General features: G+C 64.5%; 16 protein-coding genes and 1 pseudogene. All 17 read left to right on the top strand.

All coding sequences use genetic code 11. The features are described from left to right. Positions 1 to 10: 10 nt before the first annotated feature. The 17 genes and pseudogenes from DMO26_RS02560 (at position 11) to DMO26_RS02490 (ending at position 23,860) form a co-directional block, all read left to right on the top strand. Positions 11 to 775 carry a hypothetical protein gene (locus tag DMO26_RS02560; protein ID WP_117190433.1) on the top strand — a complete coding sequence of 255 codons (765 nt, stop codon included), beginning with the start codon at positions 11 to 13 and terminating at the stop codon, positions 773 to 775. 890 nt (positions 776 to 1,665) lie between these two features. After that, a complete protein-coding gene (locus DMO26_RS33500) occupies positions 1,666 to 1,803 on the top strand; it encodes a hypothetical protein (protein WP_162894668.1) in 138 nt (45 codons plus the stop codon). Between the two features lie 8 nt (positions 1,804 to 1,811). Continuing rightward, positions 1,812 to 3,092, top strand: coding sequence for a DUF4255 domain-containing protein (locus DMO26_RS02555; protein ID WP_117190432.1), 1,281 nt, complete (start codon positions 1,812 to 1,814; stop codon positions 3,090 to 3,092). After that, positions 3,089 to 5,140: an ATP-binding protein gene (locus DMO26_RS02550; RefSeq protein ID WP_117190431.1), complete on the top strand. Its 2,052-nt coding sequence runs from the start codon at positions 3,089 to 3,091 to the stop codon at positions 5,138 to 5,140. Before DMO26_RS02555 ends, DMO26_RS02550 begins: the two co-directional genes overlap by 4 nt. After that, positions 5,133 to 5,390 (top strand): hypothetical protein, encoded by a 258-nt coding sequence (locus DMO26_RS02545; protein WP_117190430.1) that lies wholly within the window; start codon positions 5,133 to 5,135, stop codon positions 5,388 to 5,390. The genes DMO26_RS02550 and DMO26_RS02545 overlap by 8 nt, the downstream gene beginning before the upstream one ends. Beyond that, positions 5,387 to 6,247: pseudogene (locus tag DMO26_RS35020) on the top strand (eCIS core domain-containing protein); the annotation flags it as partial. The gene DMO26_RS02545 and the pseudogene DMO26_RS35020, both read left to right, overlap by 4 nt. A 207-nt stretch (positions 6,248 to 6,454) precedes the next feature. Next, on the top strand, positions 6,455 to 9,430 hold the full coding sequence (locus tag DMO26_RS02540; protein ID WP_226951176.1) for an ICP22 family protein: 2,976 nt from the start codon (positions 6,455 to 6,457) through the stop codon (positions 9,428 to 9,430). After that, a complete protein-coding gene (locus tag DMO26_RS02535) occupies positions 9,427 to 10,080 on the top strand; it encodes a hypothetical protein (RefSeq protein ID WP_117190428.1) in 654 nt (217 codons plus the stop codon). Before DMO26_RS02540 ends, DMO26_RS02535 begins: the two co-directional genes overlap by 4 nt. A gap of 10 nt (positions 10,081 to 10,090) precedes the next feature. Continuing rightward, complete coding sequence (locus DMO26_RS02530; RefSeq protein WP_117190427.1) at positions 10,091 to 10,399, top strand: LysM domain-containing protein; 309 nt, start codon at positions 10,091 to 10,093, stop codon at positions 10,397 to 10,399. Further along, positions 10,396 to 11,544 (top strand): hypothetical protein, encoded by a 1,149-nt coding sequence (locus DMO26_RS02525; protein ID WP_117190426.1) that lies wholly within the window; start codon positions 10,396 to 10,398, stop codon positions 11,542 to 11,544. The genes DMO26_RS02530 and DMO26_RS02525 overlap by 4 nt, the downstream gene beginning before the upstream one ends. Positions 11,545 to 11,555: 11 nt before the next feature. Further along, entirely contained in the window at positions 11,556 to 12,074 is a 519-nt protein-coding gene (locus tag DMO26_RS02520) for a phage baseplate assembly protein V (protein WP_117190425.1), read from the top strand. An 8-nt stretch (positions 12,075 to 12,082) separates the two neighbouring features. Beyond that, complete coding sequence (locus tag DMO26_RS02515; protein ID WP_117190424.1) at positions 12,083 to 12,418, top strand: hypothetical protein; 336 nt, start codon at positions 12,083 to 12,085, stop codon at positions 12,416 to 12,418. A gap of 10 nt (positions 12,419 to 12,428) precedes the next feature. Beyond that, the gene (locus tag DMO26_RS02510) at positions 12,429 to 12,797 is read left to right on the top strand and encodes a GPW/gp25 family protein (RefSeq protein WP_117190423.1); all 369 of its coding nucleotides are present in this window, start codon (positions 12,429 to 12,431) and stop codon (positions 12,795 to 12,797) included. Between the two features lie 4 nt (positions 12,798 to 12,801). Next, positions 12,802 to 15,345, top strand: coding sequence for a putative baseplate assembly protein (locus DMO26_RS02505; protein WP_117190422.1), 2,544 nt, complete (start codon positions 12,802 to 12,804; stop codon positions 15,343 to 15,345). Then, positions 15,342 to 18,449, top strand: a complete 3,108-nt coding sequence (locus tag DMO26_RS02500) for a putative baseplate assembly protein (protein WP_117190421.1) — start codon at positions 15,342 to 15,344, stop codon at positions 18,447 to 18,449. The genes DMO26_RS02505 and DMO26_RS02500 overlap by 4 nt, the downstream gene beginning before the upstream one ends. Further along, positions 18,442 to 20,736, top strand: a complete 2,295-nt coding sequence (locus DMO26_RS02495) for a hypothetical protein (protein WP_117190420.1) — start codon at positions 18,442 to 18,444, stop codon at positions 20,734 to 20,736. Before DMO26_RS02500 ends, DMO26_RS02495 begins: the two co-directional genes overlap by 8 nt. A gap of 10 nt (positions 20,737 to 20,746) precedes the next feature. Then, positions 20,747 to 23,860: a DUF6519 domain-containing protein gene (locus tag DMO26_RS02490; protein ID WP_117190419.1), complete on the top strand. Its 3,114-nt coding sequence runs from the start codon at positions 20,747 to 20,749 to the stop codon at positions 23,858 to 23,860. Positions 23,861 to 24,019 lie beyond the last annotated feature (159 nt).

Genomic DNA, 24,019 nt, shown 5'->3' with positions numbered 1-24,019 from the left:
GAGGCGGATCGTGCAGCCTCTGTTCCGCCATCTCACTGCAAAAGACATTCTCGACCTATCCGACGCCGGCGCAGTTGGCGTGGCCTCGCTTGCCCTTACGATCCTCGATCGCGCGGCGCCCACGCGGTCTTTCGAGGCGCTGCGCGCCATCACGGTGGGAAGGCGCGACGCGGAACTCATGGATATCCGCGCCATGAGTTTCGGGCGTATCCTGTCGCTCGTCTCGCACTGCGCGCATTGCGGTACCCGCACTGAGCTTGAGCTGACAGCCGAGGACATAGGGCTGACGTGCACGGCGGTGCCGGGGGAGTGGCAATCGTGCAGCCTCGATCTCGACGGCGAGCCCTGCATCGTCAGACCCGTCACGGCGGGCGACCTCGCCGATCTTGATACGGTGCGGGAGCCTGTCGATTTCGGCCGCCATCTATTGCGTCGGTGCTTGACATCGGCCGATGGATCGCACTGGCTTTCGTCCGGTGATGCACTGGAGAAATGGCTTGATGCAGAGCCCGCTCGGGCGCTCGGGGTAGAGGCGGCGCTGGCAGATTTGGATCCCGCTGCCGATATCCAATTGGAACTGACCTGCCCAGTCTGCCGCGGTGTCTGGACCGAGCAGTTCGATGCTCCCGCCATTCTGTGGGACGATATTCGTGCCGAGGCCGACCGGCTGCTTGGCGAATGTGCTGAACTGGCGCGCGCCTATCACTGGACAGAACAGGACATATTGGCGCTTTCGCCGGCTCGCCGCCGCTTTTATCTGGAGGCTGCGCGATGAGCGGCTTTCTGACCCGGCTCGTCAGGCGGACGCTCGGCGAAGCGGGAGGCCTGTCCGCGAGGCCGCGTTCTCGCTTCGAACCGGCGCGGGCGGTTCCAGGTGGATCGGTCACCGAGCTTGACGCATTGCCGGTTGATGACGTGCCCATCGATGCAGACCTGATACCGGACCGGCCAGTCGGCGCGTCGAATGCGGTGAGGGCAACTGAATCTGCATCGCTACGCTCAGCCGCGGCACCATCCGCTGCCGCCCTTGCCGTAGACAGAATTCCCGCTGACGATATGTCCCGACCTCCGGCATCCTCGCCCTCGTCGTTGCGCGCCGTCGAGTTTCGTCCACCCATCCGGGAGAGGGATGGTGATGCGACGATCCAGTCGGATGAACCGAAGATTTCCAGCATCGAAGGATCGGCGTCTTTGCCGCCGGCCACCATGGCACATGCAGATCGACCCGTTCCACGCGTCCGGGATGCAGCGATACCTATGGCTGTTCCGGTCGCACAGAACGCGTCCGTTGCCGGTGGAAGAGAAGCGCCGATCGTTTCCGCTGCGGTGCAGCCGCCTGTTCAACCACCGTCTGTTGGCATGAAAAGGGAAGGGCCTCTGGATGAAATGCCGAGGGGCCATGAAGCAGTTGCGACTGCCCGGCCAAGCGCCATCCTGCTCAGGCCCCGGTTGATGGCTTTCGATGCATCGCTGGAAACGCCTAACCCCCCGGTGGCCCCGCCCGTTTACTCCTCCTCCCGGCTGCTTCACCCGATTGGCCGTGTTGAATCCGCTGAAGCAGCTGCCGTGACCCCGACCGAACCAAAGGAGACCATGTCCGTCTCGGCCCGTCCGTCTTTCAGGGCACGGCCCTCTCTTCCTCCTGCCTCGTCCCCGGCGCCTCAGGTGCCCGCAACAGTTGAGATACGTTTGGGCCGGATCGAGGTGCGCGCCGATGCGCCCGCCACCCCCGCCGTGCGCAATGGCGCGCTTGCTCGCCTGCCGAGTCTTGCCGACCATCTTGCCCGTCCGCGCGGGCGGTGAGGTTTGCCATGGCCAACCACCTCGCGATCGCCACCGTCACCGCCGCCCTTCAGCAAGCGCTCCAGAGTGCGCTCAATACCGACGTGCCGGGCGCGCAGGTCAAGATCGGCCGTCCTGCTGCGACCGGCAACAACGAGGACGATTCTCCCGGCGTCAACCTCTTCCTCTACCAAGTCGCGCCGAATGCGGCGGGCCGGAACGCCCATCTGGCCTCGCGCGATTCCGCCGGGCGCATGCGCGGCCCCGACATCGTGGCGCTCGACCTCTTCTACCTGCTCTCATTCAGCGGTACGCCGTCAGACTTCGCGCCGGAACGGCTGCTCGCCAGCGTCGCACGCATCGTCGAGCATCGGCCGTTGATCACGCCGGCAATGATCGCCAAGGCGATTGCCGAAAACCCCTCCGTGCTTGACGACGCCGACCTGCAGCGGGCCGGCGAGCGGGTGCGGGCTTCGCCGATCCATCTGTCGCTCGACGAAATGTCGAAACTCTGGTCGGTGCTGTTCCAGGTGCCCTATGCGCTCTCGGTCGCCTATCGCTTCGGCCCCGTTTATATCGAGACCAGGGCGAGCGGCAGTCCCGGTCTGCCGGTGACACAGGTTGGTAGCGCCGTGCTCATGCTGTCAGGTCCCCGTTTGGCCGGCGCCGAGGCGCCGGAAGGAGCTGGTTGGCCGATCGTCTGGGGCGGCAGCGTGGTGCTGACGGGTGAGGGGCTCGCGCGCTCGGATCTTGAACTGCGCATAGGTGGGATCACGGTCGGGACGGCAGGTATCGCGATTTCCGCGAAACGTGTGGTGATCTCCCTTGTTGCTGCAACCTTCGGGGGCAGTGAGCTTCCCGCTGGCCCGGTCCTAATCGAAATCGTCGTGCCGCCGCCTGCAGGAGCACCGCCTCATCTCGCGCGGGTCGGCGACACGGCGGTCTTCGTGCTGAAACCCGTCCTGACGCTGCCGGCCAATGCGCTCGTGACCGATCCGGCGCCGCTCGGCGAGCCGGTGGACGGCACGCTCAAGGTGAAGATCGTGCCGAAGGTCGTCAAACGTCAGACGGTCCATCTGCTGCTCGATGGCAAGGGATCGGCTCCTCGGAGCTTCAGGCTGGCGCATGAGGCGGTTGCCGACGCGGCCTATCCAGTGGACGAGCTCGTATTTCCCTTCACCGATGTGGCGCCGGATGACTACCACGTCCAGATCGTCGTAGACGGCGTGGCGAGCGCGCCGGAGATCGACGACGATCCCCTGAGCGTTACCTATCGCCAAATCCTCGGACCGATGGTGACGATCCCATGACCGGCCGAAGGAAGAGAGCGCCGGAGCGCAAGGAGCAAGAGGAGGGGGCGCCGCTGCAGGTCGCGCTTGATCCGGTCCTCACGCGCGTCGCCGGCGTGGCCGGCCGGCCCCTCGATCCGGCAGGGGAGAAGGAGAAGCCGCCGCGGCGCGGCCGCAAGGCGGCGTCCGCAGGACCGGCCAAACCCAAAGCAGGCGGCGGGCGGACCGCTTTCGACGATCTTGCCGATCGATTCGGCCTCAGCGCCTTCGAACGGACCGTGCTCGTATTGGCCGCGCTGCCAGCGCTGGAACCTGCCAGCGCGGAGCTCATCGCGATGGCGCAGGGCGACGAACGGCTCAAGATTCCGACCGTCGCCTTTGCCTTCAGCGTTCTCGAAGGCGGTCACTGGAGTGCCTTTGCAGCCGATGGCCGGTTGCGCGCGCCCGGGCTGATCGAACTCGGCGAAGATGTCGTGTCGAGCGCTCGACAGCTCATCCTGCCCGAACGCGTCCTGCACCATCTCGTCGGCTTGAATGCGCTCGATGAGATGCTTGCGGTCTACGGAGAAGAGTACGATAAGCAGGTCGTCCTGGCGCCGTCGCAGACGGCACTTGCGGAAGGGTTGGCAAACCGCTTGGAGGCGGCAGCGGCGAATCGTGATGCGCCGCTCCTTCTCATCGTCGGTGATGATCGCAAGGCGGCATTTGCGGTTGCCGCCGCCGCCGTCCAGGCCGCCGGCTGCCGACCGCTCGGCATCGACGTCGAAACGCTGCCATCCGCACCTGCGGAGCGAAGCCGCGTCGCGCGGCTGCTTGGCCGTGAATACGGTCTTGCCCGCCGTGTACCGGTTTTCGACGCTCATGAACTGACGGCCTCCAACGACCGGCGCGCCTTCGGCCGCTTCCTCGTAGGCCTTGCTTGCCCGGCCGTCGTGCTGTCTGCGGAAACGTTGGAAGCCGGGCACCGCGCCGTCGAGATCGCTCTGTTGCCGCGCGGCACGAGCATGGAGCAAGAGGAGCTCTGGCGGGCGGAGCTTGGGTCTCTCGCACGCCCGATGGCGAAAAGCGTCGAGCGGCTCGCGGCGCATTTCACCGTGTCTCCGGATTTGATCGGAACGATCGCCGCATCCGCAACGCGGCAAGCGGCACAGGACAGGAAGGCCAGGCGTCCCGCCGCTGAGATGCGGCAGGCACTCGCGGATTTCCTGTGGTTCGAGACCCGCAAGCTCAGCCGTCCGCATCTCGACGATCTCGCCGAGCGCATCGAACCGGCGGTCGGCTGGGACGATATCATCCTGCCCGTGCGCAAGCGCGACATGCTGAAGACGATCGCCGCCCAGGTGCGCAGCCGGGCAATCGTGCACGAAAAATGGGGCTTTGGCGGCGGCGGGGGACGCGGACTTGGCATCAGCGCGCTCTTTTGCGGGCCGAGCGGCACGGGCAAGACGCTTGCAGCCGAGGTGATCGGCACAGCGACGGGCCTCGAGGTCTACCGCGTCGATCTTTCCGGCGTCGTCAGCAAGTGGATCGGCGAGACCGAGCGCAACCTGAAGCGCGTCTTCGACGCGGCCGAAGCCTCCTCCTCCATCATCGTCTTCGAAGAGGCGGATGCGCTGTTCGGCAAACGCACCGAAGTGCGCGAGAGCCATGACCGCTATGCCAATATCGAGGTCAGTTACCTGCTGCAGCGCATGGAGAGCTATCGGGGCTTGGCGATCCTCACCACCAACATGCGTTCGCATCTTGACCAGGCCTTCCTGCGGCGCCTGCGTTTCGTCGTGGATTTCCCCTTTCCCGGCGAGGTGGAGCGACGCGGAATTTGGGAGCTCGCCTTCCCGAAGAACGCACCTTGCGAAGGGCTTGATCCCGCTCGTCTCGCCCAGCTCAACGTGCCGGGCGGCAATATCAAGAACATTGCCCTCAACGCCGCCTTCCTCGCCGCCGAAGAGGGTACGCCGATCCGCATGAACCATGTGCAGGCCGCCGCCCGGGCGGAATACGAAAAGATTGGCAAGGTTCTCACCGATGCCGAACTGCGCGGCTGGAGCCTGGAGGTGGTCCATGGCTGATCGCCACCTCCTTGTCGACCACCTGGTCCTGTCGGGCATCCCAGCCCATCGGCGCGCAGCCGTGGTGCAGGCGATCGAACGGGCGATGCGGGCAGCGCTTCTAGATGACGCCGTCGCCGCTCTGCCCCCCGCAGCACTGGAGGCGCGGATCGGAGCAGTTGCCCGGTCGGCGCTAGGCCTTGCCCTTGCGTCCGGTTCCGCAAGGTCTGCGTTACCGATCCCGGTGATGAAGCGGAGAGGTGTGCGATGAGCACTTCCGCCGCTGCCCGGGCCGTTACCGCTGCAACGCCGCAACACCAGCAGGCTCAATCGTCGAAAGCCCAGCCGCAACGGCGGGCGGTCGAAGAAGCAGGGACTGCGCCGGCTCTGCCGCGGGTCGCCCTGTCGCTCGCGAGCCTGCCGGCGCAACCGGCGGCTGCTCCGCCTCGACCCCAGAGAATGTGTGCCGAATGCGCCGCCGAAGAGGAAAAGAAGGCGCGCCGCAAACCTGCCGCCCCGCTCGACAAGGAGGAGGACGAGAAGTCGGGGCAGGGTACGCCGGTCCAGCCTTTGATGGATGTAGGGCCTGCAGACGATGCTTTCGAACGCGAGGCGGACGCCATCGCCGGGCAGACGCTCGCTATGCCCGCCGCTCCAGCCGTTGGCAGCATAACATCCATGTCGGATACGGCGGCGGCGCCGCACGCGCTTCGGGTACGGCGCTGTGCCGCCTGTGGGACGGAGGAGGACGGCGTGCGTGCGCTTCGAAACGGTGGGGGCCGCGACCTTGCCGATGGCTTCGGTGAGGCAGTGAAGACCGGCGGCACCTCAGGCGGCATCCAGCGCAGATGCGCAGCCTGCGCGGCGGCGGAGGAGAAGGCTCGCAAGCGCGATGCCGGTCCCGCCGCGAGCACGGCGACTCCGGGCCTTGCCGCTACGCCGGCCGGCCTCACCAGCGGTGGCCGGGCTCTGCCGGCGGAGACGCGCGACTTCTTTGAAAGCCGCATGGGCCGCGATCTTTCCTCCGTGCGGGTGCATGACGGCGCGCAGTCGGAAACGCTCAACCGTGACATCGACGCCCATGCCTTCACTTATGGCAGCCACGTCTGGCTTGGCCGCGGCGAAAGGCCGGACACCGGTTTCACCATGGCTCACGAACTCGCTCACGTGCTGCAGCAGACGCAGCCGGGGCCGGTGAGAAGACGCCTGCTTTCCGCGACGGACGGGCCGATCGTCCAACGGCGCAATCTCCGGACTTTTTGGGTCCCGACAGGCACCGGTGTCGGCGGTCGTGCCGTCCTGGGGGTCCATGAGGCGAAGCACGATCAGGCGAATTTGGCGCTTGCAGGGGCCGATCGCTCAACTCTCACCGAAGCGCCGATGCCTGGCTCGACCAAGGGGCAAAGCAACCGCTGCGACGTCAGCGGCTTTGCCGATCTTTATAAGGCGAGCCCAACGAAAACGATCGGCGTGATTGCGGAATGCCCGTCCAACCCCACCGGCGTTCCCGTGCGGGATTTCGACGCGCCGATCCTGAAAAACCCGCTGGCGATCCCGAAGACGGCGACTATCGGCACGGGCGGTACGACAAACCCGCGAGCTGGTTTCTCCCACGCGTCGAACCGTGCTCCCCGTGTCGATGGAGACGAGATCAAGAATATCGATCAGGCGCCTACGTCCGTGCAGATCGGCGATACCAAGCCGGGGCATAATGAGGACGCACGTAAGGACGGTGACCGGCAAGTCAAGAACCACCTCAAGACGGTGCTCAATCTGCGCGACCTCGTGAACGGCTATCCCAAACGCGAAGGTGGACGCCAATGGGGGCTGAACAATGCCACGGCTTTGAAAGGCCTCAAGCCGCCATCCGAGTGGGATCCCAAATCCACGGCAAAGCCTTCAGCCGTGACATTTGTTCCAAGCATAGAACTGCGTTCCTATGGCAAGCAGGTGCCTGCGCTCGCCGCCGGAGCGACAGGTCCTGCACCTGTAATTGAGGGACGCTGGGTTATCTCGGAAGACCCGCAGAACGACGGAATCTACGTCTACTATTTGTTGCCGGAAGAGAAGAGCCTCAAGGCGGCACTCACCGGCAAGGATCCCAACACCGATCGTTTTGCGCGGGTACAGGAACGCCTGAAAACACAGGTTCTCGATCCGCTTGTCCAACCGTTGCCTCGCGATCCGCGGGGTGTCCGTTTCGAAAATGCACGTCCGCGCCGTGCCCCCGGAAAAGGCGGCGGCAAGGGAAAAGGAAAGCCGGCGAAGAAACCGAAACCGCCACCAAAACCTTTCGATCTCAAAGCCTGGAACCTGGCCCGTGTGGGAGACAGCGCGCAAAATCCCGGCGACAGCTTCCGCGGCATATTCTTGCGGAATTTCCCGGCAGATCAGCAGAATGCAATGGAGTTTCGTGGACTCGCCGCAGAGTCTCTTGAAATCCTCGCCAAAAACAACGGACCAAACAGTCGTAAGGTACCGAATGCATCGGAACTCGTAGGCAATTTCAAGCGCATCGAGAAATTCCGCTTCTGGTCGAGCCGGGAAGCCGGTGCCATCGGTATGCTGCGGCGCGTCTTCGGCACCCTCTTCATCAAGGCTGTGGCACTCGGCACCCGCGTCAAGGAGTGGTTCAGCGCTCAGCTCGAGAAATGGGAGAAGGTCAAGGGAAAGGGAGCGAAAAATGCGGCCTTGCGGTTCGGTGGAGCCGTGATCAAGAAGATCGGACTGGAATTGCTCGATCGCACGACCGATGCCGTCTATGACTGCCTGTCAAGTGGGTTGCGGCGCACCTTCGACCGTTTGGTAGATGATACAAAAACTTCCATCGACGAGCTTTTTGATCTTACCGGCAAGATGGAAGAATTCGTGCAGACGGCCGAGGCTGAGATAGAGAAGAAGATAAACCAGCTATTCGGCGACTATCAAACCGTCGTCAAGACGGTCGTCGATCTCCTGGACGACGCGAAGTTTGTCGGTGAACTGGTTGCGGTCGCCAAACGCGCGATCAGGGCTGGCCGTCTCCTGGTATGTGCGGCCGGAGGAGTGGAGACCGGTGGTCTATCCTGTGCCGTGTCCCTGCTCGATGAAATCCTTTCTTGGATTGATCTCTCGCCGTCGGAGCTCTTGATCGATCTGATTCTCGAATCCTGCGATGCACAGCAGCTTTTCGCCGAAGCATTCGCCGGCGCGCAGGCAGTCCAGATGCTGCCGAAGCAGATGGCGGCAAAGATCACCGGTGTGCTGCGCGATTTGCTGCCGGAATGGGCCAAGGACCTGATCTGCACCGAGCAGGAAATGGCTGCTCAGATCCAGCCTTACGATCCCAAGGATTATCCCTGCGACCCGCCGAAGAGCGGTGGAGGTGGCGGTTCGTCAGGGGGAGGCGGCTCGGGAGCCAAAGGCGGTGGTGCGGGCAAGGGCGGCAAGGGTACGGCTGGGGGTGAAGGAGGCGGTGCATCGCCGCAGGGCGGAAAAGGCGGCGGCGGTTCGTCCAAGGATCCAAAACCGGAATCGAAGATCCCGGAGAGCTCTGGCGGCAGCTCGGCAAAACCACCTACAAGCAAAGGCGCATCCTCGAAAGAGGGCAGATCTCCGAATGCCGGTGGCAAGCCGCCACCGGAAGGTGATGCGAAGCCGCCACCTGAGGATGAAAAGGACAACACCCGGAAGGAGGATCAGGACGAATCCGCAAAATCCGGTGCTGGAGATGCGAATCTCGGTGTTTCCGGGGGCGAGGAGGACGGTTATTCCGGCGAGACGTTCCGGCCTCCCGAAAGCGAGGGTGAGGAGGAAGGGCCAGCCGAAGGCGGAGAGGTTGAGGACGAGGAGAAGGAGAGTGCCGAAGGTGAGGTCACTGCCTCCAAACCGGAAACGGCCCCCACATCCGGCAAGTCCGGCGATCTGGCACTGACCTTACCTGACGAACGCGCGGCGGCCGTAAAGCCCGAGGGCGGCGAGATCCCGATCGCGGAACCGAAACCTATTCCGCCCGGCCGGGAGAACGACAATGTGCCAGTTGAGACTTTGGCCGTTATCGTCGGCGGCCTGCCCGAATTCGGCGCCGTCGATCCCGATACCCCGGTGCCGATCGCAATGACGTTCTTTGGAATACGCGATGGCCAACAGGTTCCCGTCGTCACCGTCTACGGCATTGACGCACGCTTTTCCTATGTCAGCGAACCCGATGCCACGGGGCTTGTACGTTTCCGGATGAACACGACGACACCGTTCTACATCGAAGAACTCGACCGGATCATCTGGCCGAAGTCCGGTGAAGGAGCGGAATACGAGGGATATGCCGCGCCATGACCGATTTTCCCCGTTCACCGAAAATCCTCAAGGGCGCGATCGTCGGGATCGACATATTCAACCCGATCGCCTCGGTGGTGGTGTTTCAGTACAATCCGGAGCAACTGACGCGTTCGCTCGATCCGCAATATTCGGATGCCGCCGGCGCACGCACCGAGGCCTTGAGGCTCGGCGGCCCACCGCACGAGACGATCTCGGCAACGATCAATATCGACGTGATCGATCAGCTGGAGGAGGCGGATGGCCTTGCCGCGACGCTCGGGCTCTATCCGCAGCTCTCGGCGCTCGAAATGCTCGTCTATCCGAAAAGTGCGCTCGTCATCGCCAATACCGCGCTGCTCGCGACCGGAACCATCGAAATCGTGCCGCCGGCGGCTCCCCTCACGCTTTTCATCTATGGCTGGAAGCGCGTCGTGCCGGTCAAGGTATCGAGCCTGTCGATCACCGAAACCGCCCACGATCCGCAGCTGAACCCGATCCGCGCCACGGCCGATATCGGCATGCGCGTGCTGACCTACAGCGATCTGCCGCTCACTCATCCGGGCTACTGGGCCTTCATGGCGCACCAGGTGGTCAAGGAGACCATGGCTGTGATCGGTAGCGTGTCCAATATCGGCGCCGTGCTCGGCGACGACGTCAACCTGTTCTGAGGAGGATGTGATGTTCGACGACAAGAGCCGCTATGCCGGGCTTCCCACGGCAAGTCTCGCCAAGCCCGATGGGCGCCGCGCCGTCGCCTACGTCACGCGCCGCATCCTGCCGCTTCCCGAAGCCTATGCGGTAGCGGGTCGGATCGGCGTCACCGATTCCGACCGCATCGACAACGTCGCCTACAAACATCTCGGCCTGCCCACCGCCTTCTGGCAGATTGCCGATGCCAACGAGGCGATGCATCCGGGCGAGCTGACGTCGAAGGCCGGCCGGCGGCTTGTTATACCGCTGCCGTTCGGCCTGGGAGGCGGGCGATGAACCTGCTCGGCGTCCGTCTCAATATGCTGATCGGACCGGCGCCGGTGGCGCTGCCGGCACCGGTCGGCGTGCTGGAGGCATTGACCGAAGTGGAAGTGACTCATTCGGACCGCGAACGTTCCGGCTTCCGGCTGAGCTTCGCCATCGGACGCGGCGGCCCTCTGGAATTCCTGGACTACGAACTGGTGGCCAATCCGCTGCTTGCAGTCGGCGCGCGCGTGGTGCTGACGGTCGTCTTCGACATCACGCCGCGGGTCATCATGGACGGCATCGTCACAAAGCGAGACGTGGTTCCGGGCGACCAGCCGGGACAAGGCGTGCTGGTGCTGACGGGCGACGACATCTCCATCCTGTTCGAGAAAGAGGAGAAGCGGATAGAGCATCCCGCGCAGGCCGAACCGGTCATTGTCGCGAAGATCGCTGCCTCGTACGCGGAATACCTGGTCGCACCGTTGCCGACACCCCCGCCGGCTCTCGATCAGCCGATCCCCGTGGATCGAACGCCGGTGCAATGTGGATCCGACTGGGATTACCTGCATGAAATGGCAGAGCGATACGGCTTCGTGACGTTCATCGAGGCTGGTCCCGCGCCGCTTTCCAACATGCTTTACTGGGGACCGCCGGTGCGCATCGGCCTGCCGCAGAAGGCGTTGAACGTCAATCTCGGCCCGATCACCAATGTCAGCTCCGTTTCGCTCTCGGAAAACCTCCTCGCGACCAAATTCGTCTCCAGCAAGGTCAAGGATCGCCTGACCGGCCAAGAGGTGCCTGTCATCGCGCTGATGCCGACCCGCCCGCCGCTCGGTGCGGTGCCGACGACGCTCACCAACATGTCGATGACGCGCCAGGTCGGCATGGAGACGAGCGGGCTCAACGCCATGCAGGCGCTGGCGCGAGCGTTGGGCCAGCTCGACGCTTCCTCGGACGACACCGTGACCGTCAGCGGCACGCTCGACAGCGTCGCCTATAACGACGTGCTGAAGGCCCGCGCGCTTGTCGACCTGCGTGGTGCCGGCTTCTCCTTCGACGGAACCTATGTGGTGCGCAGCGTTACGCACCGGCTGGCAAGGGGTGGCTACAGCCAGGATTTCAGTCTGTCCCGCGCCGAACTCGGCGCTCTGTCGCCGCTCGTTCGGGTGGCGTGAAGGAGAGAGGCATGGCGGGCGGCAAACACTCCTATTTCGGTAAATACCGCGGCACGGTGGAGAACAATATCGACCCGCAGGGTCTCGGTCGCGTGCAGGTCAGCGTGCCCGACGTGTTGGGCGATGTGACGCTCGCCTGGGCGATGCCTTGCTCACCCTATGCCGGCGACGGCGTCGGTTTCTTCGCGGTTCCCCCGACAGGCGCAAGCGTCTGGATCGAATTCGAGCGCGGCGATCCGGACTATCCGATCCTGGCCGGCTGCTTCTGGGGAATGGGCGAGCCGCCGACTCCGCCCGGACCGCTCGGCATCACCAAGACGGTGCTGAAGACCGACAAGTTCACGCTGGAAGCGGACAGCAACCCGGCTCTGCCGATGCTGACGATCGAGATCGCGCTCGGCGGTGCGGCCGGAACGGCCTCCATCAAGGCCGATGCGACCGGGCTCACGCTCTCCTGTGCCGGCAATACGATCGCGATGACCCCGACGGGCGTCGCCATCAACAATACCAACCTCGTCGTGATGAAGTGAGGTCCGCCATGCCGTTTCCGATCCTCACCGCACTTTCCCAGGCCCAGTGCACGCATGCTGCCAAGGCGAGTTTCATCGCGACGTCCAGCAAGGTGCTGGTCGACAACGGGCCGGTGGTGCTTTCGGGTGACCAGGTGCCGATTGCCGGATGCCCGTTCACGGTGCCAACCGGCAAGCCGCAGCCCTGCGTCAAGGGCGTACTCAGCCAACCGGCCGTGAAGGTGATGGTGGAGGGCAAGCCGGCGATGCTGCAGGGGCCGGCCGATATGGGCCAGTCGGCCGAGCAGATCCCGGGAGGTCCGCTCATTTATTCCAGCGTGCAGATGAAGGTGACGGCGACATGAGGCAAGAGCGATGACCGAGCCCGTCCATTTCGCAGTTCCCTATCGGATCGCCGCCGACGGCCGCACCGCAGGCGCGTCTCTCGACGAACACGTTCGCGATCTGATCGGGCTGGTGCTGTTCACCTATCCCGGTGAACGGGTCAACCGGCCGGATTTCGGCTCGGGGCTGAAACAGCTCGTTTTTGCTGAAAACGCGCCGGAACTCGCCAATGCCACGCAGCATCTCGTGCAGAGCAGCCTGCAGCGCTGGCTGTCCGATCTGATCGAGGTTCGTGCTGTGGACGTCAAGTCGAGTGATTCCGCGCTTACGGTCCTGGTGCAGTTCCGGGCACTGGAGACGGACGAGGTGCGGGTCGTCAAGCTGGTGCGGGAGGCCTGAGGCGATGATCATCCGGCAGCATTGCGGTAGCGAGGCTCGGCGGCAGAAAGTGCTTGCTTCCAACAAGCAGATAGGCGGCCTCCTGATCAACGGCATCGATTTTCTGGAGGTGCTGGACGACGATACGCCCGTGCCCGAACTGCGCCAGCGTCTTATCGATGTGTCGTTCCTCCGGCCCGATGGATTGACGGAAAACGGTCAGCTGGCATTGACCCCAGGGAATTTCGTCATCGAAGGCGGCGTGCGCATTCGCGGCATCAGGGTGACGGCGGTCGAACCCGGACCCGATGTGCTGACCGTCCGGTTGACGCTTGACCGCTATGGCGATTTCTCGCGCTATCGGCTGATCTTCACCGACGGCCAGACCGATGAGCCACCGGCCAATTTCGATCACGCGCTGGCGACCGTCGAATTCTCCTTCAAGGCCGATTGCCCGACCGATTTCGACTGCCTGCCGGCCAGCCCTGCCGACAGCAGGCCGGAGATCGGGCCGAGCATCAGTTACCTCGCCAAGGACTATGAAAGCTTCCGCCAGCTGATGCTGGACCGCATGGCCGAAACGATCCCCGCTTGGACGGAACGCAGCCCTGCCGATCTCGGCGTCACGCTCGTCGAGGCGCTGGCCTATGCTGCCGACATGGCGAGCTATTATCAGGATGGGGTGGCGACGGAGGCCTATCTGTCGCGGGCGCGGCTGCGGGCATCGGCCAGACGTCATGCGCGGCTGCTCGGCTACCGGGTGAACGAAGGCTGCAATGCCCGCGCCTTCGTTGCGATCGACGCGGCGCAGGATGCTGAAGAAGCGGCACCACCGCTCCTGCCGGCGGGCACCGTGCTCCTGACCCGTCCGCCGGCGGAGGCCGGCTTTGGGGCGCTCGCCGCGGCATTACCACCCGTTCCGGGAAAGATTGCGGCGCTGGTGCGTGCCGGCTGCCGGATTTTCGAGACGATGGAGGATGTTTCACGGCTGCGGGTCGCGCGCAATGCGCTCCATTTCCACACTTGGAGCGGGGATATCTGCTGCCTGCCTGTGGGCACGACCGGCGCCCACCTTGTCGGGACACTTGCCGCGACCAAGCTCGATAAGGGCGATGTGCTGATCCTCGAAGAGCGCATTCCGCTTGGCGGCACGGCCGCCGATCCACCCGATCCGGATCACCGCCAGGCGGTGCGGCTCATCGAGACGCCACGCGAATATGTCGACCGGCTGGATGACACGTCGGTGCTGGAGGTCCGGTGGGGACAGGAGGACGCGCTCGCCTTCGCTCTCAGCCTCACCGACGACGGTGCCGAACCGGCCGCCGTGGCTCGCGCAAATGTCGTGCTTGCCGATCATGGCCGCACTCTTGACTATGCCTACGCCAACCGGGTCGAGGCCGACGTGGCCGCGGCCTCGCTGCATGCCGATCTCCGCGGGCGGTCCGCCCTGTCGCCGCCGAGCGCGCCGGTGGCTGCGCCATGGCGTCCGATCGTCGCCGATGCGCCGATCACCCGGGCCGTGCCCTATGTTCCAAGCCTCGGCCGCTCCCGTTCCGCTCGCGCGACACTTTCGCAAATGCCCGAAGAAGCGCTTGCCGCGATCACGCTCGTCGGCGGCGGCGAGACTTGGACGGCACAGGCGGATCTCCTGCTCAGCGACCGTTTCGCGTCCGAATTCGTCGTGGAGACCGCCAATGCCGGCGGGGCGTCGCTCCGTTTCGGCGACGGTCGGTTCGGGAGAGCGCCGCCCGAAGGGGCGGCATTGCAGGCGCGGCTGCGGGTGGGCAACGGTCCGGACGGCAATGTCGGGGCGGGTGCCATCGGCCATGTCGTCATGGCTGACACCGACCTTATTGCGTCGCTTACCAATCCCCTGCCGGCCATCGGCGGCACGGGTCCGGAGACGCTGACGGCGATCAAGCTGTCGGCGCCGCGCGCTTTTAAGCGCCAGAAGCGTGCCGTGACGACCGAGGATTACATGACCGTGGTCGGCGCCTATCCGGATGTACAGCGCGCCTATGCCGAGCGGCGCTGGACGGGGTCCTGGCATACGATGTTCATCGCGGTGGACCGCAAAGGAGGACGCGAGGTCGACGAGGATTTTGAAGCTGCTCTGCGCGGCTACCTCGAAACCTTCCGCCTCGCCGGTCATGACGTCGAGATCGAGCCGCCCGTTTACGTGCCGCTCGATGTCGCGCTCGTGGTCTGCGTCGCATCCGGCCACTATGCCGAACATGTCGAAGCGGCGCTGCTCGACCGTTTTTCGGTCGGCCACACCCTGCAGAACGTTCCGGGCTTCTTCCATCCCGACCGTTTCACGTTCGGTCAGCCGGTACTGCTAAGCCCGATCATAGCCGCAGCGATGGGCGTTGAAGGCGTGCGCTGGGTCGGTATCGAGATCGACGGCTTTCCGCAGACGGGCCGTTTCCGCCGCCTCGACGAGCAGAGCATCGACTATGCGGAGGAAGGGGTTCTACCCATCGGACGGCGTGAGGTGGCTCGTCTCGACAACGATCCAAACGCGCCGGAGCGCGGCCGCCTGCGCTTCTACATGGAGGGCGGACGATGAGCGAGAACTGCCATGGCCGGGAAATAACCGGCCCCTGCGACGCCCCTGATCTTGCCCCGAAGCGGCCCGACAACCGTGCCGGCCTTTCGGCCATTGGTTACCGTATCGGTCGCCACGGGGATTTCTTGGCGCGCGCCCTGCAGGCCTTGCCGCGCGAGATCGTGGAGGATCGCGGCTCGGGTATCACCACGGTTCCGCTGCAGGCCCTGACTGTCCGCACCACGGAGGATCCGACCATTGCGCTGATCGACAGCTTTGCCGCCACGCTGGACGTGCTCGCCTTCTATCAGGAGCGGATCGCCAACGAGGGTTATGTCCGCACTGCCACCGAGCGCCTGTCGCTGGTCGAGCTGATGCGGGCGATCGATTACGAACTCAAACCGGGCGTCGCAGCCTCCGCGCGCGTCGCCTTCACCGTCGAGAGTTCCGACGATCCGTTCCGGGTGGTCGAGATACCGTCCGGCACGCAGGCGATGAGCGTTCCCACGCAGCCGCAGGACAGGCCGCAGATTTTCGAGACGGTGGAGCCGATCGAGGCGCGGGCCGAATGGAACGCCATTCCCGCCCGCACCCGCCGGCCGCAGAACCTCGCCCTCTACTGGAATGCCGCGGACGCCGCGGACGGCCACAACGGCGAGCTTTATCTGCTCGACCTCGACAACAGCTTCGACCTCGCCGACGTCGATCCTGACGACATCATCGACATCCTCGACCCGGCTGGAGCCGAACCTTTCCTGCCGCTCTCTTCCGACATCGATATTCCGGCCATATTGGACGATCTGGCGGAAGATGCGCTGCTCAATCCAGACATCGAAGTTATCGTGAAGGCACTGAGGATCGATCATGCGCAGGTCGATGGCTTGGGTCTCGCCCTTCAGCAGGGTGGGCGGATGATCGCGGTCGGCGTACGGCGTGATGCCGATGGGGACATCGCCGGCGTTCGCGCTCAGCCCTTCCGTATCGATGGCGTCGAGGAAGACCGCGCCTATGGCCTCACCAAGGTGCAGCTCGGCGCGATCGAGGCGGCACCCGCCAAGCCGCGCCGCTTGAAGCTCAGGCTGCGCAATCCGATACTGCGCATCGGTGCGCCGCTCGTTCAGCCGATCGCATTCAATGCGTTCAATGCTTCTCGCCTCATCGGTCGCGCTGCGTGGTCGGGGGCGACGTTGTCGGCCTTCGTGCGCACCCAGGCCTGGCCGCGCATCAAGATCATGCGCTTCTTCCGCCAGCCCCCGTCCGTGCATGTGCCTAAGGTGGGGGAGCCCAATCCGGGTCTCTATCTGCTGCGCCAGAGCGTGGCCGCCTTCGGCGCGACGGCCCCTAGACATGACACATTGGCGAAGCCGGACGAGACACGGGGAGGCACGGGTTCCGACCCTTACGGCACGGACTGGGACAACGCAGGTCCAGACGGCGGCCCGATATCCATCTGGACGACATCGCAGGGCGTGGGCCTCTCCAATGCGCATCTTTATCTCGAACGCGAAGTGACGGAAGCCGCACCGGAGGGTTGGGTGCTTCTCGAGACGGTGAAAGGCGTCACCCGCGCCATGCGCGTAGCACGCGCCGCAACGGAAGCCCGCGCAGACTACGCGCTGTCCGGCAAGGTGACGGGATTGACCGTCGTCGAGCCCAATGGCGACGCACCCGGCATCTGGGGTGGCCCGGGAGGCGTGATGGCACCAGAGTTCAAACCGTTCAACTTCCGGGAGACGTCGGTGAAACTTGCGAGCCAGCCGCTGACGCTCGGTGGTCTGCCGATCCTCGAAGATCTGATGGAAGGCGATACGGACCTGACGCTGGATGGGCTTTATCTCGACCTCGATCCGGGCAGGGCCGTGGCGGTCGCCGGTGAGCGGGCTGACGTACCGGGCGTCGATGAGGACGAGACCTGTATCCTGAAGGACATTGTCCATGTCGGCGGTTACACGAAGCTGACTTTTTCGAGCGCGCTCGGTTTTTCCTACAAGCGGGCGAGCGTGACGGTGAATGCCAATGTGGCGCTCGCCACCCATGGCGAGACCAAGTCGGAAGTGCTCGGCAGCGGGGACGCCACACGGGCGAACCAGGCCTTCAAACTCTCCAAACCACCGCTCACCTTCGTGACCGCCGATAGCGACAGCGGCGTGCGCACGACGCTTCAGGTGCGTGTCGACGGCATTCTTTGGAGCGAGGTGCCGTCGCTTTACGATGCCGGTCCGACCGATGCCGTTTATGCCGTGCGCATCGACGACGACGGCACGACCCGCATCGTGTTCGGCGACGGTCGCCATGGCCGGCGCCTGCCGACCGGAGCGCTCAACGTTGCGGCCACCTATCGCACCGGCATGGGCCGCGAGGGGCAGGTCGAGGCGGATACGCTGACGCTTCTGAAGACCCGCCCGCTCGGCGTGCGCGCCGTGACCAACCCGTCGGCCGCCTCCGGTGTCGCGGATGCCGAAACGCTGCCGGAGGCACGCGAGCGGGGACCGCAGAGCGTACGCACTCTTGGCCGCATCGTCTCGCTGGCCGATTACGAGGATTTTGCGCGTGCTTTCGCCGGTATCGGCAAGGCGAAGGTTACTGCGATCTGGCGCGGCCGCCGCCAGATCGTGCATGTCACTGTCGCGCCCGCCATTGAAGGCGTCTTCGATGCTGACGATGCGTCGCTCGCCAGTCTCGTGACGTCGATGGAACGGTATCGCGATCCACGCCAGATGCTCATCGTCGCGCCGCACGTGCCGCTCTATTTCAAGATCGTCGCGAAGGTCGCTTTCGATCCGCGCTACCTCGCCGATGACGTGCGGGCAGCAATCGAGGCCGCCCTCAAGACGGTGTTCGGTTATGACGCCCGCCCGCTCGCCGAGCCGATGAGCGCTGCCGCGATCATCGCCGCGATCCAGGCTGTCGAAGGCGTCTCTCATGTCGATCTCGATGGCTTCGGTCTCTACAGCGAAAACGATCCCGATGCGGTGCCGGTACTGGAAACGGTGCTGCCCGCATGGCCGGCGCGACTTTCGGACGGCGCCTCGGCCGCTGATCCGCTTGCAGCCGTGGAACCCGCGCAACTGCTGACGATCTTCACCAGCGGCATCGCGCTCACGATGGAGGCTGCCGATGCGTGACCGTAGCAGAGAGCGCCTTTACCGTCTGCTGCCCGATCATCTGCGCGCGCTCGACGCCAAGGAGGGGCGCCCACTACAGGCACTGATGCAGATCCTAGCGGGTGAATTGGAAGTGGTCGAGCAGGATATCGATATCCTCTACGACAACTGGTTCATCGAGACCTGCGAGGACTGGGTCGTTCCCTATATTGGTGATCTGGTCGGCGCGCGGGGGCTGCGCTCGTTCGGGGAAGGTTCGCTCAGGGCCTATGTCGCGAACACGCTCGCTTACCGGCAGGGAAAGGGCACGCGCGCGATCCTCGAACAGGTCGGCCGCGACGTTTCTGGCTGGCCCTGCGTAGCGGTGGAATTCTTCAAGCGCCTCATCCAGAGCCAGAACGTCAATCACGTCCGGCCTGACAATCTGGCGACGATGAACCTGCGAAATGCCGACCTCGCCTCGCTGGTGCACGGGCCGTTCGAGGCCGCGAATCACAATGTGGAGGTTCGCCCCATCATGACCGGCGAAGGGCGTTACAACATTCCGAATGTCGGGCTGTTCGTCTGGCGTATCCAGAGCTACGCGCTCAGCTTCGCCTTCGATGCCCAGACAGGCCGGCTCGGCGGCACGGTTCCTGCCATCTCGCCGATCGGTAGCGGTTTCCGTCTGCTTGATCCCGTCGGCCGGCCTCTCAGGATGTTCAACCGCGCCGCCACCGAGACTGCGCTCACCGAGGCGACCACCGAACGTTCGGTGCCCGCGCCGCTCCGCCGCCGGCCCGTCGCGGCGGATCTGAGAGGGCTGCGGAACGGTACACCGGCAGCAGGCGCCTATTTCGGTCTGCGGCCGGTGCTGCAGGTCCATCTCGCCAATACGCTCGTTACACCCGAAAAACTCTTTGCCTGCGACCTTTCCGACCAGCCCGACGGCATGGGCGGCACGACCTGGAAACGGCCCGCCCAGGCCGGCCAGGTCATGTTCGATCCGGAACTCGGCCGGCTGTCGCTGCATCCAAACGACGAGAACAAGCAGGCCGAGGTGACCTATGCCTATGGCCGGCCTCACGACATCGGCGGCGGGCCATATGACCGCAGCGCCTCGGTCGATGCGTGGATCGATCCGTTCCGGCAGAAGGATGAGGCGCACCCGCTCTGGCAGGTCGGTGTGACCGTTCGAAGCCAAATCGTGACGCTCGACCTGGACCAGGGCGGGCCGGTCGTCAATTCGCTGCAGAAAGCGATTGCCCGCTGGAATACCCATGCAACGCCCGGGGCGCGGGGCATCATCGTGCTGATGGACGATGCGACCTATGACGAAGACCTGACCGATCCCGCCAGCCACATCGGAATCCCGGCCGGCGCGCGCCTTGCGATCGTCGCGGGCGGCTGGCCGGCGGAACCGAAGGGCGGTGGCGTCCTGCGGCGGGAACCGGGTTGGTTGAGTCCGCAGGAGAGGCGCCCCGTCATAACGAGCGACATCGTCGTGCGCGGCATGGGTCCGGCCGGCGAAGCCGCCGGCGCGCTCGTTCTGGATGGGTTATGGGTTGCCGGCACCGTGCGTGTCGCGAGCGGCGATCTCGGGCATATCGAGATCCGCCATTCCAGCACGGGTCTTACCGATACGGCGCTGAAGACGGGACTTGTCGTCCTGTCCGGTGCGCAGGGCAACAATGATCGGCTCGACATCGTGCTCTCCCATTGCCTGTCAGGACCGCTCGATGCGGGCAAGGCCGCGGGCACGTTCAGTATCTGCGACAGCCTGATCGGCGAGGATCGTGTCGCCGACGGCGACAGTGCCGCAATGCCGCTCGCCATCGAGGCGCCCAACGCCGACCTTGCGATCATGCGCTCGACTGTCTTCGGTCGTACCGTGGCTCGCACGATCGAGGCGGACGACACGATCTTCGTCGGTCCGCTCGACATCGCGCGCCGCCAGGATGGCTGCCTGCGCTTTTGTTATCTGCCGCGCCAGTCGCGTACCCCGCGTCGCTATCGCTGTGCACCGGATCTCCAGGTCGCCGAGGCGAAGGAGGCCGCCCAAGCGGCCGGCGATGCGTTCCAGCCGGAGATCGAGCAGGCTCTCGTCGAACGCATCCGGCCGGTCTTCACGGCGACGGTGGCAGAGCATTTCGCCTTCGGCCAGTTGTCGCGCCGCTGCCCGGTCGAGATCGCCGACGGCGGCGAGGCCGGCCGCGAGATGGGCGCGATGAACGGCCTCTTCAATCCCATGCGCGCCGCGAACATTCGCGATGCGCTCGACGAGTATTTGCCGTTCGGACTCGCCGCCGGCGTGTTTTTCATGAACTGAGGATGGAGCCATGACGGGAGATTATACGCGCGATACATTCCGTCCCTGGAGGCGCTTCAGCGCCGTGCGCCAGCAACAGGGGCGCGTCCATGTGGATGCGGACTGGAACGAGCAGGTCGATATCGATCTCCATCTCGAGCGCACTACCGCCCTCGATGTGATCGGTCAGACCGGCATGCCGGAGGCTTCTCCCGGCTTCCTGATCACGCCCGTGCCGGCAAGTCCTGGCGCGGACCTGCTGATCGGCGCGGGCCGGGCCTATGTGCAGGGCGTGCTGGTCGAGCACGATTCGCAGCCTGTCGCGCTCACCAAGGTTTCCGGCACCGGCGCCAATACCACCTGGGAAGTGAGCGGGGGGCCGCGCCTTGTGCTCGGACAGTTCGTAGGGATTGCGCCCGATCCGGCGGCGACCTTCGCCAAGGTCTCGGTCATCGAGGCACCGCAGCAGGGGGACAACGGACGGCAGCGCGTGCGTTTCGACGTGACGCTCGGCGGCGGCAACGCGAAGGAAGTCGTGGCCTATGCCTCGGCGCTGGTGCAGCCCTTCCTGCCGGGCGCGGTCCTGCCGCAGGCAAACGGTTTCTACCTCGCCTATCTTGAGGTATGGGAGCGCGAGGTCACCCATCTCGAGGACGAATATATCGCCGACGTCGCGCTCGGGGGACCGGATACGGCGACCCGTAGCCAGGTGATCTGGCAAGTCAAATTCCTGCCGCTTGCGCCGCTCATTGCCGATGGCTCGCTCGGAAATCCGCCGATGTGCAAGTCCTTCCCGCCGGGCTGGATGCCGGGAAGCGGCAATCGACTGCGATTGAAGGTGCGCGCCGATGCGACGCAGGCACAGGCGAACCCCTGTGAACTGCCGGCCAAGGGCGGATATCGCAGTCTGGAAAACCATCTCTACCGGATCGAGATCCACAAAGGCGGCGTCCAGGGGACGGGGTCGATCCTCGTCAAGTGGTCACGCGACAACGCCATCCATCGCACGCGCCTGCTGGACGTTGCGGATGGCAGCCTCGTCGTCGAGGAGGTCGGCAAGGACGACGTGACCGCTCTTGCAACCGACGACTGGGTCGAAGTGCGCGACGAAGGGAGGATACTGCATGGCGAACCCGGCTTCTTCGTCGAGATAGGTGAGGTTGTCGGTACCCGGTTGGGCATCCGCACGATCCTGCATCCGGAGACGCTTGCACCTTTGACTCAGAATGGCGAACCGGACGTGCAGGTTCTGCCGAAGACGGGCCTCGTGCGCCGCTGGGAAGGCGGCAAACCGACCGAACTGGTGGCGGGCCAGGATTTCGTGCTGGAAAACGGCGTCGTGGTTACGTCGCTGCCGGGTGTCGATGTTGCCGTTGGGGGAGATTATTGGCTGGTGCCGGCGCGTTCGCTGACGGCCGCCGTCGAATGGCCGACCGACCCGGCGACCCTTGGCCCGGCGGCCATGCCGCCGCAGGGCGTCGCCCGTCGCTACAGTCCGCTCGCCATCATCGAGAAAGTCGCCGCCGGCTGGAGTGTCAAGGATGATTGCCGAAACATCTTTTCGCCGCTGACGAAGATCGAGAGCTTCTTCTATCTCGGCGGCGACGGCCAGGAAGCGATGCCGGATCCGACCGCCTCCGGCAACGCGGCCTATACGCTTCTCGAATCTCCGTTGCGGGTCGGCGTCGCTCGCGGACGTACGCCGGTCAAGGGAAAGCCCGTACGTTTCCGGGTCGCCGATCAGGGGGCGAACAGCGGGCGGTTGTCGCTGGTCGCCGGCACGCCGCCGGCCGACGTGCTGAAGAACACGCAGACCGAGATCGTGCTGAGAACCAATGCAGGGGGCGTGGCTCAGGTGGGGTTCTCGATCCACAAGGATCGTCACCACAACCATGTCGTCGCCGAATTGCTGGATGCGAGCGATCCGGCGCAGGCAGATGTGCTGCATCTTTCTATCGTTTTTTCAGGCACCACGTCCGTTGCCGCCGAGGTGGCTTACGATCCGAAGAATTGCCTTTATCAGGCGGCTCCTGCGATCACGCCCGGCATTTCGAAAACCGTGCAGGCGGCTATCGACAAACTCTGCCCGCGCATCGAGTTTATGCCCTTTGCCGGCGACGGGCAGACACTCTGCGCCGGCAAGCCCGGCCCTTGGCCGCTGGTCGCCGGCGTTTTTTGGGGTAAGGAGTCGCTGGCGGGTATCGAAGTCGATTTCAAAGTCGTTGCCGGCGATGCCACGGTCAGTCCGCCCAAAGCCGTCACCAATGCGTCAGGTATAGCCACGGCCCAGATCATCGCGGGCACCGACGTGCTCGCCAATAGCGGCGTCGTGCTTGTCGAAGCGACGCTTGCATCGCCGCCCGCCACCCCGGCGCCGCCCAAGCTCACGTTCGGTGCACGCTTCCTCAATGCCGAATGCATCTATCTCGGTCCGAAGGTTTGCCCGCCCGGGCAGAAGGAGGCGGACTCCAATGCGCTCGCCGACATCATCAACCATCTCTGCAAGGCGGTGCAGAGCGGCAAGGACGACGAAGCGATACGGGTGACGGGCATTTACCAATGGGATGGCTCGACCGGTTCGTGGACGCTACCCCTGAAAGCACAGAGTACTGTCGATCCCGGATTACTGGAGCCGGGTTTTTTCATTGCACTGGACGGGGAATTGGATCCGAGTTGCCTTGAGGGCGGTCCTGTCGGCGATGTGATCATCGATTTACCGTTTCCGGTCGTCGGCAGCGATGTCTATTTTTGGTGGCTCGATCGAGACGATCCACGACCGTTCGCGCGAGAATCCGTCAAGCTGTTCGGCAAGTTTGTCCTCGGCGCGATCGAACAGGAGGAAGGCGAGGCGCGAGAGCAGGTCCAGGGCCTTTTCTGGCAGCCGGACAAGGACGTTGTGTCGTGGCTCGGCAAGGTACGAGAAGTGTTCAAGAACAGGCTTCAGTCCCGAGTCGAAATCCCGACCGAACTCATCCTCTATGGCAACCGAATTTATAGCAAGCCCCAGCAGCGCAATGATAAAAGCCGACTCTATCTGGATGGCGATCTCTTCCTCGATTCGTCATACAGCGGTGGTGCGCGTTACCCCAGCGGCGATGGTCGGCGCGGCGGCAATCTGCATCTGCCTTTCACGATCGGAGACTGATAAACGGCAGGCAGCGATAGATGCAGATTGAGAGATCCATATCATCTATCGTGAATCGCGAAAGCTCTATGGGTGTATTGAGGTATTTTCCAGGCCCCCTTTCCCTGTCTAAATCGCGCTTCGATCTGCCATGCGCAATGGCTGGCGGTGACAAGGGAG

The sequence above is a fragment of the Rhizobium terrae genome (genome assembly GCF_003425685.1).
Taxonomy (GTDB): Bacteria; Pseudomonadota; Alphaproteobacteria; order Rhizobiales; family Rhizobiaceae; genus Neorhizobium; species Neorhizobium terrae.
This window is presented reverse-complemented; position numbering and strand designations above follow the sequence as displayed.